Raw genomic sequence first — 16,372 nt, 5'->3', positions numbered from 1 at the left:
CCCTAGGGTTACCGGGTGCTCTACTCCGCCGGGCTCGAGTTCGAGTATGCCCTGGTGACCCTGCCCTCCCCCGGTGGCACGGACACCTCTCACGCCACCGCCACCTTCCACGACTTCGCCGATCTCGACTTCGAGACCCTGCAGCAGGCGCTCGCCGACGGCCCGGGCGCCGCCGACCCGGAGCTCGTGCGCGGCGACCTCGGCATCAAGGGCGGCTACTGGTATCTCGAAGGAGACGAGCGGTTCGACCCCGAAGGCACCTTCACCTCCATGCTGGTCAAGGGCCTGGAGATCCGCACCCCGATCTGCTCGAGCACGACCGAGGCCACCGACCGGCTGATCGAGCTGCAGGCCGAGGTCTCCGGGCGCCTGGCGCCGCTGGGCCTGCGACTGGGCATCGTCGGCTTCAACCCGGTCCGCGAGGCGTACGTCATGGACCCACCGCTCAACGAGTGGGAGCAGGCGATGCGGGCCGAGCATCGTGAGTACGACCACGCCGAGGTCTCCAACCTGAGCTACGGGCCCGACATCAACCTCTCCTTCCCCGGGCTCGGCGCCGACCAGGTCGTCGGCCTGGCCCGGAGGCTGACGCACTACAGCCCGTTCATGGTGCCGTTCAGCTTCAGCTCGCCCTTCCACGCCGGCCACCGGTGGCGCGGCCCGAGCAAGCGCACCTACGAGCGCACCTGGCGGCGGGTGGCGACGCGGTGCTTCGTCTCCTCGCCTCCCGCCGGCGCCGACCCGCTCCTCGTGCACCCACCACGGGTGCCTCGCGAAGAAGGACGCATCGAGTTCAAGGCCTATGACGCCTTCCTCTCCCGCGATCTCCTGCTGGCCGGCACTGCCCTGGCGCTCGGCGTCTGCCTCGCCGACGACCTTCCGGGCCTCGCCGACGCGCCCAGCCGCGACCTGCACCAGCGCTCAGCCACCGCCGCCTTCGCCGACCCGGAGATCGCCGCCGGCGCCCGCGACGTGCTGACCGCCGCCCGGCGTGCGCTCGCGGGGCGGCCCGAGGCCGGTCACCTCGATGTCCTCGACCCGTTGCTCAGCGCGAGGCGTACGCCTGCCGATACCCTGCTGGACGCATATTCGCGCACAGGCCTGATGTTCCACCCGGAAGGACTTCGTTGACCGACCTGCCCGCCGACCTGCCCACCGATCTCCCCACAGATCTCCCCACCGAGGCGGACGTGGTGATCTGCGGGGGCGGCCCGATCGGCGCCTCGACGGCCCACTTCCTGGCTCGCACCGCACCGCAGCTGCGGGTCGTGGTGATCGACGACGCTCCCGCCGACGACACCTCGCACGTGACCACCTACCGCTACTCGGGTGGCAGCGTCCGGTGGACCTGGAGCGACCCGGTCAAGCGCGAGATGACCGCCGAGACCGCTGATCTCGTGCGCTCGCTTCTCGCCGACGGCGTCGACCTGGCGGCGATCGAGAACAGCTACCACCTGCTCCACACCGGCGAGCACATCCCGGCGCTCAACATCTCGGCTGCCAAGCTCGTCGCCCACCTGCTCGAGCAGGCTCGTGGCGCCGGAGTGCAGGTCTACTCCGACACGGTCGTCGACGGCGTACGCCCCGAGGGCTCGGGCCACCTGGTCGAGACCTCGCGCGGCACGATCCGCGCCGCCCGCGTGCTGGTCGCCCTGGGCGCCGCCAACAAGCGGCTCTTCCCGCACGGCGGTGTCGACCTCGAGAAGCGCCAGCTCTTCGTGCTCGACGCCCCGGTGCCGCCCGAACGCGAGGGGATGCCGCACACGATCGTGCCGGTCGGCGACGGCTTCGGGTACGTGTTCGTGAAGTCGGTCGAGGGGCGGCTGCGGGTCCTAGTCGGCCAGGAGGACATCGTCGAGGACGACGACACCTCCGGCGCGGTCGACTACTGGGCGACACTGCTGGACCGCGGGCTCGCGACCGCGCTGCCCTGGCTCCGTGAGGCCAAGACGGAGCAGATCCTGTGGGGCGTCGACATCGCCCAGAAGAAGCTCGTGCTCGACGAGCCCGAGCCGGGTCTGCTGGTGGCCGGGTGCGGCAGCGCCGTCCGCTCCTCGGCGTGGCTGGGGCGTACGCTCGCCGAGCGGCTCTCCGAACCGCTCGCAGGCTAGGGCAGCTCGGCGCGGGTCGGCGGGTTGGCGCCCGCCCGCGAGACGGTGATCGCCGCGGCCTTGACGCCGTGGGCGAGCACCTCGGCGGGGTCACGACCGAAGTCGTCCCACAACGCGTCGACCAGGCCTGCCGAGAACGTGTCGCCGGCGCCGATGGTGTCCACGACGGTCACCGGCTCGGCACCGACGTCGACGCGGCCCTCGGCGGTGAACCAGCTGGCTCCCTCGCCGCCGCGGGTCACCGCGACCGCGCCGGCACCGAAGCCGAGCAGCCGCGCCGCGGCCTCGTCGAGGTCGACTCCCGGGTAGAGCGTGTCGAGATCCTCGTCGCTCGCCTTGACCACGTCGGCGTAGGTCACGGCCCGCTCGATGCTGGCCACGACGTCGGCACCGGTGCCGGTCAGCGAGGGCCGCATGTTGATGTCGTAGAGCACGCGGGTCTGCTCGGGGAGCCCGTCGAGGAGCGCGAAGACGCTCTCGGCTCCGGGCGAGAGCACCGGCGCGAGCGACCCGATGTGCACGAACCGAGGAGCGCCCACCGCGATCTCGCCCAGGCGCCACTCGAGGTCGAAGACGTAGGTCGCCGAGCCGTCGGACCCGATCGTGGCCTGCGCCGTGGAGGTGCGGGCCAGCACGTGCGGGTCGCAGGCCATCCGCACCCCGGAGTCGTCGAGGTGCGCGGCGAGCGCCTGCCCCCGGGCGTCGTCGGCGAAGGAGGCGACATACCGCACCGGGCGACCCAGTCGCCCCAGTGCCACAGCGACGTTGGCGCCGCTCCCACCGGGGTGCTCCTGGGTCTCCCCATCAGCGGTGGTGACCACGTCCACCAGCGCCTCACCGACCACCAGGACATCATCGACACCATTGCCATCGAGACCAGTCACGCGCGCACATTAGCAGCGCGGCGTACGGGTGATTCTTACGGGATGACCTGGGCAAACCGTTACTCGTGGGTAACCGACCGCGGTTGCCCCAGGCCCTGGAACCGCGTGCGAACATTGAGTACGTGACCGAAGAATCCACCGAGACGCCTGGTGGTCCGCAGGGCCCTACCCCCGCCCAGCCGACCGTTATCCACGAGGGTCTACCGACCCAGCTTCCGGACATCGATCCTGAAGAGACAAGCGAGTGGCTCGGCTCGTTCGACGCGATGCTCGAGTCGAGCGGGCGCGATCGTGCCCGCTACGTCATGCTGCGCCTGCTGGAGCGCGCCCGCGAGCAGTCCGTCGGCGTGCCGGCGCTGCGCAGCACCGACTACATCAACACCATCCCCTCCGACCGCGAGCCGTGGTTCCCGGGCGATGAGGACACCGAGCGACGCATCCGCGCCTTCATCCGCTGGAACGCCGCCGTCATGGTCTCCTCCGCGAACCGCAAGGGCCTCGAGGTGGGCGGCCACATCGCCACCTACCAGTCCTCGGCGAGCCTCTACGAGGTCGGCTTCAACCACTTCTTCCGTGGCCGCGACGCTCCCGGCGGCGGCGACCAGATCTTCATCCAGGGCCACGCCTCCCCCGGCATCTACGCCCGCGCCTTCCTCGAGGGCCGCCTCAGCGAGGAGCAGCTGTTCCGCTTCCGCCAGGAGGTGCAGCACGGCGTCGGCCAGGGCCTCTCCTCCTACCCGCACCCTCGTCTGATGCCCGACTTCTGGGAGTTCCCCACGGTCTCGATGGGTCTGACCGGGATCAACTCGATCTACCAGGCGCGGTTCAACCGCTATCTGCAGAACCGCGGCGTCAAGGACACCTCCGACCAGCGGGTGTGGGCCTTCCTCGGCGACGGCGAGATGGGTGAGCCCGAGTCGCTCGGCGCCATCCGTGTGGCCGCCCGCGAGGAGCTCGACAACCTGGTCTGGGTGATCAACTGCAACCTGCAGCAGCTCGACGGCCCGGTGACCGGCAACGGCAAGGTCATCCAGGAGCTGGAGTCCAACTTCCGTGGCGCCGGCTGGAACGTCATCAAGGTCATCTGGGGCCGCGAGTGGGACCAGCTCCTCGCCAAGGACGTCGACGGCACCCTCGTCAACAAGATGAACTCCACCCCCGACGGCCAGTTCCAGACCTACTCGGTCGAGACCGGTGCGTACGTCCGGGAGAACTTCTTCGGCTCCGACCCGCGCCTGCGCAAGATGGTCGAGCAGATGAGCGACGAGCAGATCCGCAAGCTCCCCCGCGGTGGCCACGACTACCGCAAGGTCTACGCCGCCTTCGACGCGGCCACGAAGACCGTCGGTCAGCCGACCGTCATCCTGGCCCACACGATCAAGGGCTGGACGATCGATGCACTGGAGGGCAAGAACGCCACCCACCAGATGAAGAAGCTGACGATGCCGGACCTGAAGAAGTTCCGCGACCGTCTGCTGCTGCCGATCTCCGACAAGGAGCTCGAGGCGACCTACGAGCAGACCGGCGCGGCCCCGTTCTTCAACCCGGGTCCGGAGTCGGCCGAGATCGAATACATGATGGAGCGCCGCAAGCAGCTCGGTGGTCCGCTCCCCCAGCGCCGGGTCGACTTCAAGCCGCTCACGCTGCCGGGCGACAAGGTCTACTCCGAGCTCAAGCAGGGCTCCGGGAAGAACAAGATCGCCTCCACGATGGCGACCGTGCGGCTGCTCAAGGACTGGATGCGTGACCCGGAGATCGGCAAGCGCATCGTCCCGATCGCGCCCGACGAGTACCGCACCTTCGGCATGGACGCGATGTTCCCGAGCGCAAAGGTCTACAACCCGGGCGGCCAGCAGTACGAGTCCGTCGACCGGAAGTTGTTGCTCTCCTACAAGGAGTCCACGCAGGGCCAGCTGCTCCACGAGGGCATCTCCGAGGCAGGCGCGATGGCTTCGGCGACCGCCGCCGGCACGGCCTACTCCACCCACGGCGAGCCGATGATCCCGTTCTACATCTTCTACTCGATGTTCGGCTTCCAGCGTACGGGCGACTCGATCTGGGCGATGGCCGACATGATGGGCCGCGGCTTCCTGATCGGTGCCACCGCCGGTCGCACCACGCTGACCGGTGAGGGTCTCCAGCACGCCGACGGTCACTCCCCGCTGCTGGCGGCGACCAACCCGGCGGTCGTGCACTACGACCCGGCGTTCGCCTACGAGGTCTCCCACATCATGCAGAGCGGCCTCGAGCGGATGTACGGCACCTCCGAGGAGCACCCGCACGGCGAGAACGTGATCTTCTACCTGACCGTCTACAACGAGCCGGTCAGCCAGCCCAAGGAGCCCGCGGCCGTCGACGTCGAGGGCATCCTGAAGGGCATCCACCAGGTCTCGACCGCCGAGGGCGAGGGTCCGCGGGTGCGCCTGCTGGCCTCCGGCGTCGGCTTCCCGTGGGTCGAGGAGGCGGCGCGTCTCCTCAAGGACGACTGGGGCGTCAACGCCGACACCTGGTCGGTCACCTCGTGGAACGAGCTGGCCCGCGACGCCGTCGACGCCGAGCAGTGGAGCCTCAACCACCCGGGCGAGACGCCGCGCACCCCGTACGTCACCGGGAAGCTCTCGCCGTCCAACGGCCCCGTCATCGCGGTCTCCGACTACATGCGGGCCGTCCCGCTGCAGATCGCCCGATGGGTGCCCGACGACTACCGGGTCCTCGGGGCCGACGGCTTCGGCTTCGCCGACACCCGTCCGGCCGCGCGTCGCTTCTTCCAGATCGACGCCGAGTCGGTCGTCGTCCAGGCCCTCCAGGCTCTGGCCGAGGCCGGCGAGATCGACGCCTCCGTGGTGAAGAAGGCCTTCGACGCCTACCGCATCGACGACCCGACCGCCACCAAGGGCATCGTGCAGGAGGGTGGCGACGCCTGAGCTCGTGGCGCCGAGTCGGCGCATCTGACCCCGTGTCTGGCGAAGCGAAGCGAGCCAGAGGGGTCGGATGCGCCGACTCGGCATGTCATCAGATGCACCAAGCGCAAGAATGGACGACGTGACCGCAGCGATCCCTCCCACACGCCAGCGCACCGCGCAGGCGCTACGTCGCGCGACCGGCCGACTGGCGACCGCGGCGACGTCGCGGATGGACGACGCGATGCCGTGGTTCAAGGATCTCTCCGCGAAGAACCGGTCGCTGGTCGGCATGATCGTGCAGGCCGGCATCAAGGAGTTCGTCGGCTGGTACGCCGGTGGCGCGGCCGCCGACACCGCCAAGCCCGACCTGGCCGCATCGATGTTCGGCGTCGCGCCGCGCGCACTGACCGGCCTCATCACGCTCCAGCAGACCGTCGATCTGGTGCGTCTCTCGATCGAGGTGGTCGAGTCCAACATCGACCACCTGCTCGGACCCGAGGACGCGGCCGACGTCCACGAGGCGATCGGCCGCTATGCCCGCGAGGTCGCCTTCGCCACCGCCGAGGTCTACGCGCGGGCGGCCGAGCAGCGTGGCGCCTGGGACGCGCGACTCGAGGCGCTCGTCGTCGACGCCGTCCTGCGCGCCGAGACCGACGAGGTCGTCCTCTCCCGGGCCAGCGCACTCGGCTGGGACGCTGATCTACAGCTGTGCGCGGTGCTCGGCCACGCCCCCGACGGCGTCGGTCTCGATGCCGCCATGGAGGAGGTGCGCCGCCGCGCGCGTGCCCACGATCTGCACACCTTGTGCGCGGTGCAGGGAGACCGGCTCGTGGCCCTGCTCGGCGGGATCGACGACCCGTTGGAGGCCGCCGGCCGCTTCGCCGACCTCTTCGCCGACGGCCCCGTCGTGGTCGGCCCGATGGCCGCCGGGCTGGCGACCGCTGCCGAGTCCGCCCGGGCAGCGCTCTCGGCCTACCGGGCCGCGCCGGGCTGGCCCGACGCGCCCCGCCCCGCCCGGAGCCAGTCGTTCCTGCCCGAGCGCGCGCTGGCCGGCGACGTCTGGGCGCATCGCTACCTGATCGAGCATCTCTACCAACCGCTGGTGGAGGCTCGCAGCACCCTGATCGAGACGCTGGCTGCCTACTTCGCCGCCGGCGGTGGGCTCGAGGCGACCGGCCGAGCCCTGTTCGTCCACCCCAACACCGTGCGCTACCGCCTCAAGCAGGTCGCCGAGCTCACCGGGTTCGTGCCGACCGACTCCCGCGACGCCCTCGCCCTGCAGGTCGCCCTCATCCTGGGACGCCAGCAGGACCACTAGCCAAGCGAAGGAGCGAGGGCGCCCAGCGCGCAGACCCGGCAGGGGCATCGTTTGTAGGACTTCTACAAGAATGCCTGACAGATATTCGTTGCCGAAAACGCTGCTGCAGAGGCCCTCCTCACGGCACCATCGTTCCCGTGCTCATCATTGTCGCCCCAGGACAAGGTGCTCAGACACCAGGCTTCCTCACCCCGTGGTTGGAAGACCCCGCATTTGCCGCTCGGATGGAGTGGCTCTCGACCGTCGCAGGCATCGACCTGATCGACTACGGCACCAACGCCGACGCGGACACGATCCGCGCCACCGAGATCGCCCAGCCCCTGCTGGTCGCCACCGGATTGGTCGCAGCGCTGGAGCTCTTCCCACAGCCGGCCGACGCGTTCTCGAAGATCGGCGCCGTCGCCGGACACAGCGTCGGTGAGATCACCGCCGCCGCGGGCGCCCGCGCGATCAGCGCCGAGCAGGCGATGGTGCTCGTGCGTGAGCGCGGCAAGGCGATGGCCGAGGCCGCCGCCAAGACACCGACAGGCATGACCGCGATCCTCGGCGGCTCCCGCGAGGAGGTGCTCGCCTCTCTCGAGAAGCACGGGCTCACCGCTGCCAACGACAACGGCCCCGGCCAGATCGTCGCCGCAGGCACGCTCGAGCAGCTCGAGGCCTTCGCCGCCGACCCGCCGGCGAAGGCCCGGCTGATGCCGCTCAGCGTCGCCGGCGCCTTCCACACCCAACACATGGAGCCCGCCGTGGGCCACCTCGCCCGGCTGGCTCGGAGCGTGTCGACCCACGATCCGCGTACGCGCCTGATCAGCAACAAGGACGGCCAGATCGTCCACGACGGCGCCAAGGCGCTCGCCCGGATCGTCGGCCAGATCGCCAACCCGGTGCGCTGGGACCTGTGTCTGGAGACCATGTCCGACATCGGTGTCACCGGCATCTTGGAGATGCCTCCAGCCGGCACCCTCACCGGCATCGCGAAGCGCGCACTGAAGGGCGTGGAGACCTTCGCCCTCAAGACGCCCGACCAGCTCGACGACGCCCGCGCGTTCGTCGAGAAGCACGGCGAGGCCAACCCGATCGAGACCACACCGACCTGGCGCATGGTCGTCTCCCCCGCCAAAGGCACCTTCAAGCTCTCCGAGGCCGTCGCCGGGCTCGAGGTGCTCAGCGCCGGCACCGAGATCGGCGGCGTGGCCAGCCTTCGCGACACCATCGCGATCACCGCAGCCCACGGCGGAGAGATCATCGAATGGCTCGTCGAGGACGGCGACCTCGTCTCCCCGGGGCAGCCACTGTTGCGCCTGCACCCCCAGGGAGCGCAGCACTCGTGATCACTCCTCCCACCGGCTCACCGCACGCTCGCATCCTCGGTGTCGGCGGCTACCGCCCGCGCAGAGTGGTGCCCAACAGCGAGATCGTCGACCTCATCGACTCCTCGGACGAGTGGATCCGCACCCGCTCCGGCATCAGCGAGCGCCGGCGCGCGAGCGAGGACGAGACCGTCCAGATGATGTCGGTCGCAGCCAGCCGGAAGGCGCTCGAGCACGCCGGCATCGGCATCGACCAGGTCGACTGCATCATCGTCGCCACCGTGAGCCACATGCGCCAGACCCCTGCGGTCGCCGCGCTGATCGCCGACGAGCTCGGAGCCGACCACCCGGCCGCCTTCGACATCTCGGCGGCCTGCGCAGGCTTCTGCCACGGCGTCACCATGGCCAACGACCTCATCCGCGGCGGCAGCGCCCACCATGTCCTCGTCATCGGCGTCGAGCGTCTCCTCGACATCACCGACCCGCACGACCGCGGCACGGCGTTCATCTTCGCCGACGGCGCGGGCGCGGCCGTGGTCGGGCCGAGCGAGGAGCCCGGTATCGGCCCGGTCGTGTGGGGTTCCTCGGGCGACAAGGCCGACCACATCCAGACGGCCGACTGGTTCGACGCGATCGAGGCCAAGGAGACCCCTTGGCTGAGGATGCAGGGCAACCCGGTCTTCCGTTGGGCCGCCTACTCGATGGCCAAGGTCGGCAACGAGGCGCTCGAGAAGGCCGGCATCACCGCAGACGAGCTCGACTGCTTCGTGCCTCACCAGGCCAACATGCGCATCGTCGACGCTCTCGCCCGCTCCATGAAGCTCCCGGAGTCGGTCAAGATCGCCCGTGACATCGCGACGATGGGCAACACCTCGGCCGCCTCGGTCCCGCTCGCCCTCGAGCGGATGATCGACGAGGGGCAGGCGAAGTCCGGCGAGACCGCACTGCTCATCGCCTTCGGCGCCGGCCTGGTCTACGCGGCCCAGGTCGTCGTCGTCCCCTAGTTCCCGAGCACCACCAGTTTCATCACACAGAAATCCGAGAGGAAGCACCACATGGCCACCACCGAAGAGATCCGCTCCGACCTCGCCGACATCGTCAACGAGGTCGCCGGCATCGACGCCGCCGACGTACAGCTCGACAAGTCTTTCGTCGACGATCTCGACGTCGACTCGCTGTCGATGGTTGAGGTCGTCGTCGCCGCCGAGGAGAAGTTCGGCGTATCCATCCCTGACGACCAGGTCAAGAACCTCAAGACCGTCGGTGACGCAGTGAGCTTCATCGAGAAGGCGTCCGCGAACGCCTGATGTGCCCCCGGCGGCTCGGCCAACCCTCCCAGGTCGGGCCGCCGGACCTGCTTGACCTCATCCACCGGCCCCAACAGCGCACCAACCCACCCCACACGGAGACCACATGAGCAGCCGCACCCGAGTCGTCGTCACCGGACTGGGCACCATCAACCCGGTCGGCGCAGACGTCCCCGCCACCTGGGATGCCCTGATCGCCGGTCGCTCCGGCATCCGCGAGCTCACCGATGAGTGGGCCGCCGATCTTCCCGTACGCATCGCCGGCCGTGCCGCCGTCGATCCGTCCGAGATCCTGGAGCGGGTCAAGGCCCGGCGCCTGGACCGCTCCGCCCAGTTCGCCGTCATCTCGGCCGCCGAGGCCTGGAAAGACGCCGGCTTCGAGGGCACCGCCACCGACGCCGGACTCGACGGCGAGCGTCTCGGAGTCGCGCTGGCCACCGGCATCGGCGGCATCACGACCCTGCTCGACAACTACGCCACGCTCCTGCAGAAGGGGCCCCGACGCGTCAGCCCGCTGGCCGTCCCGATGCTGATGGCCAACGCCTCGGCCGCCAACATCTCCTTGGCCTATGGCGCACGCGCAGGCGCCCAGACTCCCGTCTCGGCCTGCGCCTCGGGATCCGAGGCGATCGCCCTGGCCGCCGACCAGATCCGCCTGGGCCGTGCCGACGTGATGCTGGCCGGTGGCACCGAGGCGGCGATCCACCCGCTGCCGATCGCCGCGTTCGCCAACATGATGGCTCTGTCCAAGACCGCCTCCGGCGCCGACGGCGGTGACCCCACCACGGTCAGCCGCCCGTGGGACACCGACCGCGACGGCTTCGTCCTCGGCGAGGGCGCCGGGGTTCTCGTGCTGGAGAAGCTCGAGCACGCCCAGGCCCGCGGCGCGCGGATCTACGCCGAGGTGCTCGGCGCCGCCGTCACCGCCGACGCCCACGACATCGCTCAGCCCGACCCCGAGGGCCGTGGCGGCAGCCGCGCGATCAAGCGTGCTCTCGAGGACGGCGACGTCGACCCGAGCTCGATCGTGCACGTCAACGCGCACGCGACCTCGACCCCGCAGGGCGACATCGCCGAAGGCCTGATGCTCCATGCCACCCTCGGCGCCCACGTCTCCGACGTCGTGGTCACCTCGACGAAGTCGATGACCGGCCACCTCCTGGGTGGCGCCGGCGCTCTCGAGTCGGTCGCGACCGTGCTGGCGATCCAGCACCGCCAGTCGCCCCCGACCATCAACCTCGACAACCTCGACCCCGCGGTCGAGCTCGACATCGCCACCAAGGCACGCGACCTGCCCTCCGGTGACATCGCGGCCCTCAACAACTCCTTCGGCTTCGGTGGCGCCAACGTCGCCGTCGCCTTCGGGAGCTTCTGATGACCGTCACCACCACCCCCGCACCTACCCCCGCGAAGAAGCAGAAGCTTCCCCGCGACCAGGATCCTCGCAACCCCGTCACGCGTCTGAAGGCACTCTTCGACGACGGCACCGTCGAGCTGATCTCCCCCGACGACGACTCTGGCATGCTGGCGGCCGTCGGCGAGGTGAACGGCACCCGAGCGGTCGCGTTCTGCTCCGACGCCACCGTCATGGGCGGCGCGATGGGCGACCTCGGCTGCCGCGTGGTCGTCGATGCCTATCACCGTGCGATGACCGACGGCATCCCGATCATCGGCCTGTGGCACTCCGGCGGCGCCCGGCTCGCGGAGGGCGTGCTCTCCCTGCACGCCGTCGGCCGCATCTTCCACGTGATGACCCAGGCGAGCGGCAAGATCCCGCAGATCTCCGTGGTCCTGGGGCCGGCCGCCGGAGGCGCGGCCTACGGCCCCGCGCTCACCGACGTCGTCATCCTCGGGCCCGAGGGCCGCATCTTCGTCACCGGCCCCGACGTCGTACGCTCCGTGACCGGCGAAGACGTCGACATGCTGCGTCTGGGCGGCCCTGAGCCGCACGGCCGCCGCTCCGGCGTCGTGCACATCCTGACCAAGTCCGAGCGTGAAGCGCTCGACAAGGCCCGCACCGTCGCCTCGCTCCTCGGCTCCCAGGGCGGCCTCGACGTCTCCGCTGTCGACGACAGGGATCTTGCCGAGCAGCTCCCCGAGTCGAAGAAGCGCGCCTACGACGTGCACCCGCTCGTCGAGAGCGTGCTCGACGAGGGCACCACCCAGGAGCTGCACGCACGCTGGGCACCCAACATCGTCACGGCCCTGGGCCGCTTCGGCGGCCGCACCGTCGGCGTCGTCGCCAACAACCCGCTGCGTCTCGGTGGATGTCTCGACTCGCTCTCCGCCGAGAAGGCGTCCCGCTTCGTACGCCTCTGCGACTCCCTCGGAGTTCCGCTGATCGTGCTCGTCGACGTGCCCGGCTACCTCCCGGGCGTCGGCCAGGAGTGGGACGGCGTCGTACGCCGCGGAGCAAAACTGTTGCACGCCTTCGGCGAGTGCGTCGTCCCGCGGGTCACGCTGGTGACCAGAAAGACCTACGGCGGCGCCTACATCGCGATGAACGCCCGCTCGCTCGGTGCGACCAAGGTGTTCGCGTGGCCGGGCGCGGAGGTCGCCGTGATGGGGCCTGTCGCTGCCATTCGCATCCTGCACCGTCGCAAGCTGGCCGAGGTCGCCCCCGATCTCCGTCCCCAGGTCGAGGCCGAGCTGGCCGCCGAGCACGAGCGGCTCGCCGGCGGCGTCGACAGGGCCGTCGAGATCGGTGTCGTCGACGAGGTGATCGAACCCTCCGCCACCCGCAGCGCGATCGCTGCCGCTTTCGAGGACGCGATCCAGACCGTCGGCGTACGCCGCGGCAACCACGGCAACATCCCCCTCTGACCGAAAACAACGCCGAGTCGGCGCGTTATAACGCGCCGACTCGGCGTTGTCTGTGACGGCCGTGCTCTGCGGCCGACAGGGTCTCGCTCAGACGACCTGGTGCAGCCAGCGGACGGGCGCACCCTCACCCGCGTGCCGGAAGGTCTCGAGCTCGTCGTCCCAGGGCTTGCCGACGAGCTTGTCCACCTCGAGCTCGAGCGTGGTGTCGCCGTTCGCAGCCTTCACGACGGCGGCCTTGAGACGATCCTCGGGGATCATGATGTCGCCGTGGAGCCCGGTCACGGCGTGAAAGACACCGAGGTCGGGGGTGAACGAGTAACGGCCGCCCTCGGAGGTCGGCGTGCCGTCCTCGGTCACCTCGAAGCGCAGGTGGGTCCACCCCTTCAGCGCCGAGGCGATCGCCGCCGCCGAACCGACCGCGCCCGACCAGAAGAGCTCGGCACGGTAGGTGCCGGCCTGCGCGGGCTGCGGTGTCCAGTCCAGGCTCACCGGCACGCCAAGAACCCCCGCGACGGCCCACTCGATGTGGGGGCAGAGCGCGGAGGGAGCTGAGTGCACGAACACAACGCCTCGGGCGTTATCACGCGAGGCGCTCGGGTCCTTGATCTGAGTGGTCACCGAATATCTCCTTCGTTGCGGCGCGAGCTACGCCTTCCCCAGCGGGCTCGATGATGCGTGAAGGAAACTCTTCGGTGGATCACATGAATCCGGTTTGCTGTGTAGTTGTTACACACCATTCTTACCTACGCGAGCCCGGATCTCCAGTATCGAGGCAAAACGGCCAGTGGCGACCGACGATGTCGGTCGCCACTGGGTCGACAGGTGAGTCCGTAGGACGGGGCTGTCAGTCCCTCTCGACCGTCTTCTCGAGAGTCTCCGCGCGCACAGCGGCGTCGGTGAGCTCGTCGGAGTCGATCGCGTAGGTGCGGTGGAACCAGGTCAGGGCGTCCTTGTCCCGGCCGGCTTCCTGCAGCGTGTCGGCGTAGGCGTAGCGCAGACGCACAACCCAGGGCTCGCGGCTCTTGTTGTTCAGCGGGGAGAGCTCGAGGATCCGCAGGGCAGCGTCGAACTGTCCCATGTCGCGACGGGCACCGGCCTCGACAAGCGTCATCTCGGCCTTGGCCGGAGCCTCGAAGTTCACCACCGACGGGCTGTGCGCCAGCTTGATCGCCTGCTCCGGCTGACCCAGCGCACGGTGGCAGTCGGCCATGATCGGCAGGTAGGCCGTGGCGCCGTTCATGCGCTTCGCAGCACGCAGCTCGGCGAGCGCCTCGGAGTAGTGACCAGCGGCGTAGGCGGCCTCGCCCAGCGCCTCGCGAATCACAGCGATCCGCTGCGTACGCGACTTGGCGGCCTTGGCGTGCTGGTAGGCGAGCTCCGGGTCGGACTCGATGTACATGTCGGCCGCCACCAGGTGGCGGGCGATCCGAGCAGCGAGCTTCTCGGGCAGACCGCGCAACTGGGCCGAGATCGCTCGATCCAGCTCCTTGCCGGTCACGTCTTCAGGGAGCACCGGACCGTCGTAGGCGCGCTGGTCAGCCGTACGCTCCTCGCGCGGCTCGTCGAAGCGTCGCTGCTGCGGCTTACCGCCGCGGTCCTTGGAGTAACCACCCTTGCGGTCGCTGCCGCCACCGCGCTTCGGCCCGTCGGTACGGCCACCCGCGCGGGGGCCGCCACGGCCGTTCGACGGCTTGCCGTCGCGGCGCTGGTCGCCTCCGCGACCGCCTTCACCACGCTGGTCACCTCCGCGGCCACTGCCGTCACGGCGGTCGTTGCTGCGACCTGACGCAGGTCGACCGCCACGGCCGCCGGCGGATGAACCTGAGCTCTTCGGACGCCCGGGGCGTCCGGCGGGCTTGCCGCCTCTGTTGCTACGGCGCTCGTCAGCCATAGCCCCCATCCTCACTGCTGCTGTTGCAGCCGACTTCGATCGATCCCAAGATCATATCGCCTGTAAATGCAGTAGAGGCCGCCCATACGGGCGGCCTCTACCTGAAATTTTGTCCGGCGGCGTCCTACTCTCCCACAGCCTCTCGGTTGCAGTACCATCGGCGCTGAAGGGCTTGACTTCCGGGTTCGGGATGGGACCGGGTATTTCCCCTTCGCTATGGCCGCCGTAACTCTATCGACACACCCCTACTCGCTTGCCGGCGCTACTGCTGCCAGGCAATCTGCTTGGGGTGGCCAAGCCATTGTTTAGTTCTAACATCTTGCTGATGTTGGTTCGTGGACGCGAACAGTGTTCGAAGTGGTCTTCGATTTGTTGTTTTTGTTGAGGGTTTATGAAAGATAAGCCCTCGGCCTATTAGTACCGGTCGGCTAGGCATCTCTGCTGTACACCTCCGGCCTATCAACCCCATAGTCTGTAGGGGGCCTTAACCCATAAAGGGTGGGAAACCTCATCTTGAAACGTGCTTCCCGCTTAGATGCGTTCAGCGGTTATCACTTCCGAACGTAGCCAACCAGCCATGCACCTGGCGGTACAACTGGCACACCAGAGGTTCGTCCATCCCGGTCCTCTCGTACTAGGGACAGGTTTTCTCAAGTTTCCTACGCGCGCGGCGGATAGGGACCGAACTGTCTCACGACGTTCTAAACCCAGCTCGCGTGCCGCTTTAATGGGCGAACAGCCCAACCCTTGGGACCTACTCCAGCCCCAGGATGCGACGAGCCGACATCGAGGTGCCAAACCATCCCGTCGATATGGACTCTTGGGGAAGATCAGCCTGTTATCCCCGGGGTACCTTTTATCCGTTGAGTGACCACGCTTCCACATGCCGTGGCCAGATCACTAGTTCCGACTTTCGTCCCTGCTCGACATGTCTGTCTCACAGTCAAGCTCCCTTGTGCACTTACACTCGCCACCTGATTGCCAACCAGGCTGAGGGAACCTTTGAGCGCCTCCGTTACACTTTAGGAGGCAACCGCCCCAGTTAAACTACCCATCAGGCACTGTCCCTGAACCAGATCATGGTCCGAAGTTAGACATCTAGTACGACCAGAGTGGTATTTCAACGTTGACTCCACACACACTGGCGTGTGCGCTTCACAGTCTCCCACCTATCCTACACAAGCCGAACCAAACACCAATACCAAACTATAGTAAAGGTCCCGGGGTCTTTCCGTCCTGCCGCGCGTAACGAGCATCTTTACTCGTAGTGCAATTTCGCCGAGTCCACGGTTGAGACAGCGCCCAAGTCGTTACTCCATTCGTGCAGGTCGGAACTTACCCGACAAGGAATTTCGCTACCTTAGGATGGTTATAGTTACCACCGCCGTTTACTGGGGCTTAAATTCTGAGCTTCGCACAAGTGCTAACCCGTCCTCTTAACCTTCCAGCACCGGGCAGGAGTCAGTCCGTATACATCGTCTTACAACTTCGCACGGACCTGTGTTTTTAGTAAACAGTCGCTTGGGCCTGGTCTCTGCGGCCATCACCGCTTCCCCACGCTAGGTGGTTCACGGATCCGGCCCCCCTTCTCCCGAAGTTACGGGGGCATTTTGCCGAGTTCCTTAACCATGGTTTGCTCGATCGCCTTGGTATTCTCTACCTGATCACCTGAGTCGGTTTGGGGTACGGGCGGCTCATGACTCGCTAGAGGTTTTTCTCGACAGCATAGGATCATCGACTTCACCAAACGGCTCCCCATCACATCTCAGACATACAGAGCCCGGATTTGCCTAGACTCAGTCCTACATGCTTGGCCGGCGACTACCAT

General features: G+C 68.2%; 12 protein-coding genes and 2 rRNA genes (1 of these 14 running past the window's edge). 9 read left to right on the top strand and 5 right to left on the bottom strand.

The genetic code is table 11. The features are described 5' to 3' along the window. Positions 1 to 15 precede the first annotated feature (15 nt). Together FB381_RS08440 and FB381_RS08435 are read left to right on the top strand one after the other, a co-directional pair. A complete protein-coding gene (locus tag FB381_RS08440) occupies positions 16 to 1,131 on the top strand; it encodes a glutamate-cysteine ligase family protein (RefSeq protein ID WP_141779871.1) in 1,116 nt (371 codons plus the stop codon). After that, on the top strand, positions 1,128 to 2,111 hold the full coding sequence (locus FB381_RS08435; RefSeq protein ID WP_141779870.1) for an NAD(P)/FAD-dependent oxidoreductase: 984 nt from the start codon (positions 1,128 to 1,130) through the stop codon (positions 2,109 to 2,111). Before FB381_RS08440 ends, FB381_RS08435 begins: the two co-directional genes overlap by 4 nt. On the opposite strand, the gene FB381_RS08430 is transcribed toward FB381_RS08435, so the two are convergent. After that, the gene (locus tag FB381_RS08430; RefSeq protein ID WP_141779869.1) at positions 2,108 to 2,995 is read right to left on the bottom strand and encodes a carbohydrate kinase family protein; all 888 of its coding nucleotides are present in this window, start codon (positions 2,993 to 2,995) and stop codon (positions 2,108 to 2,110) included. The two genes, FB381_RS08435 and FB381_RS08430, sit on opposite strands and share 4 nt — an antisense overlap. Before the next feature lie 188 nt (positions 2,996 to 3,183). Here FB381_RS08430 and aceE point away from each other — a divergent pair, with 188 nt between their 5' ends. The 7 genes from aceE to FB381_RS08390 all read left to right on the top strand — a co-directional run bounded on the left by aceE (position 3,184) and on the right by FB381_RS08390 (position 12,653). Beyond that, the gene (gene aceE / locus FB381_RS08425) at positions 3,184 to 5,919 is read left to right on the top strand and encodes a pyruvate dehydrogenase (acetyl-transferring), homodimeric type (protein WP_246088307.1); all 2,736 of its coding nucleotides are present in this window, start codon (positions 3,184 to 3,186) and stop codon (positions 5,917 to 5,919) included. Positions 5,920 to 6,028: 109 nt separating this feature from the next. Continuing rightward, a complete protein-coding gene (locus FB381_RS08420) occupies positions 6,029 to 7,216 on the top strand; it encodes a PucR family transcriptional regulator (protein ID WP_141779867.1) in 1,188 nt (395 codons plus the stop codon). Between the two features lie 137 nt (positions 7,217 to 7,353). Continuing rightward, positions 7,354 to 8,544, top strand: a complete 1,191-nt coding sequence (locus FB381_RS08415; RefSeq protein ID WP_141779866.1) for an acyltransferase domain-containing protein — start codon at positions 7,354 to 7,356, stop codon at positions 8,542 to 8,544. Beyond that, positions 8,541 to 9,527 (top strand): beta-ketoacyl-ACP synthase III, encoded by a 987-nt coding sequence (locus FB381_RS08410; protein ID WP_246088022.1) that lies wholly within the window; start codon positions 8,541 to 8,543, stop codon positions 9,525 to 9,527. Before FB381_RS08415 ends, FB381_RS08410 begins: the two co-directional genes overlap by 4 nt. 51 nt (positions 9,528 to 9,578) lie before the next feature. Beyond that, positions 9,579 to 9,830 (top strand): acyl carrier protein, encoded by a 252-nt coding sequence (locus FB381_RS08400; protein WP_141779864.1) that lies wholly within the window; start codon positions 9,579 to 9,581, stop codon positions 9,828 to 9,830. 106 nt (positions 9,831 to 9,936) lie between these two features. After that, positions 9,937 to 11,205 (top strand): beta-ketoacyl-[acyl-carrier-protein] synthase family protein, encoded by a 1,269-nt coding sequence (locus FB381_RS08395; protein WP_141779863.1) that lies wholly within the window; start codon positions 9,937 to 9,939, stop codon positions 11,203 to 11,205. Then, positions 11,205 to 12,653, top strand: coding sequence for an acyl-CoA carboxylase subunit beta (locus FB381_RS08390; RefSeq protein WP_141779862.1), 1,449 nt, complete (start codon positions 11,205 to 11,207; stop codon positions 12,651 to 12,653). Before FB381_RS08395 ends, FB381_RS08390 begins: the two co-directional genes overlap by 1 nt. Before the next feature lie 87 nt (positions 12,654 to 12,740). On the opposite strand, the gene FB381_RS08385 is transcribed toward FB381_RS08390, so the two are convergent. From FB381_RS08385 to FB381_RS08370, 4 genes are all read right to left on the bottom strand, one after another. Beyond that, positions 12,741 to 13,271, bottom strand: coding sequence for a DUF3145 domain-containing protein (locus FB381_RS08385; protein WP_141779861.1), 531 nt, complete (start codon positions 13,269 to 13,271; stop codon positions 12,741 to 12,743). A 226-nt stretch (positions 13,272 to 13,497) separates the two neighbouring features. Further along, a complete protein-coding gene (locus tag FB381_RS08380; RefSeq protein ID WP_141779860.1) occupies positions 13,498 to 14,544 on the bottom strand; it encodes a tetratricopeptide repeat protein in 1,047 nt (348 codons plus the stop codon). Between the two features lie 111 nt (positions 14,545 to 14,655). Beyond that, positions 14,656 to 14,772 (bottom strand): 5S ribosomal RNA (gene rrf, locus FB381_RS08375). A 166-nt stretch (positions 14,773 to 14,938) separates the two neighbouring features. Further along, a 23S ribosomal RNA gene (locus tag FB381_RS08370) occupies positions 14,939 to 16,372 on the bottom strand; it runs 1,657 nt beyond the window's last position.

The organism is Nocardioides albertanoniae (assembly GCF_006716315.1).
Taxonomy (GTDB): domain Bacteria; phylum Actinomycetota; class Actinomycetes; order Propionibacteriales; family Nocardioidaceae; genus Nocardioides; species Nocardioides albertanoniae.
Note: the sequence above shows the minus strand (reverse complement) of the source record. Positions and strands in the feature narration are given on the sequence as shown.

What these genes read in the sequence shown, in the direction of transcription:
- FB381_RS08420 (WP_141779867.1), top strand. Translation starts at nt 6,029, where the DNA reads ATGGACGACGTGACCGCAGCGATCCCTCCCACACGCCAGCGCACCGCG.
- FB381_RS08400 (WP_141779864.1), top strand. Translation starts at nt 9,579, where the DNA reads ATGGCCACCACCGAAGAGATCCGCTCCGACCTCGCCGACATCGTCAAC.
- FB381_RS08395 (WP_141779863.1), top strand. Translation starts at nt 9,937, where the DNA reads ATGAGCAGCCGCACCCGAGTCGTCGTCACCGGACTGGGCACCATCAAC.
- FB381_RS08380 (WP_141779860.1), bottom strand. Translation starts at nt 14,544, where the DNA reads ATGGCTGACGAGCGCCGTAGCAACAGAGGCGGCAAGCCCGCCGGACGC.
- FB381_RS08390 (WP_141779862.1), top strand. Translation starts at nt 11,205, where the DNA reads ATGACCGTCACCACCACCCCCGCACCTACCCCCGCGAAGAAGCAGAAG.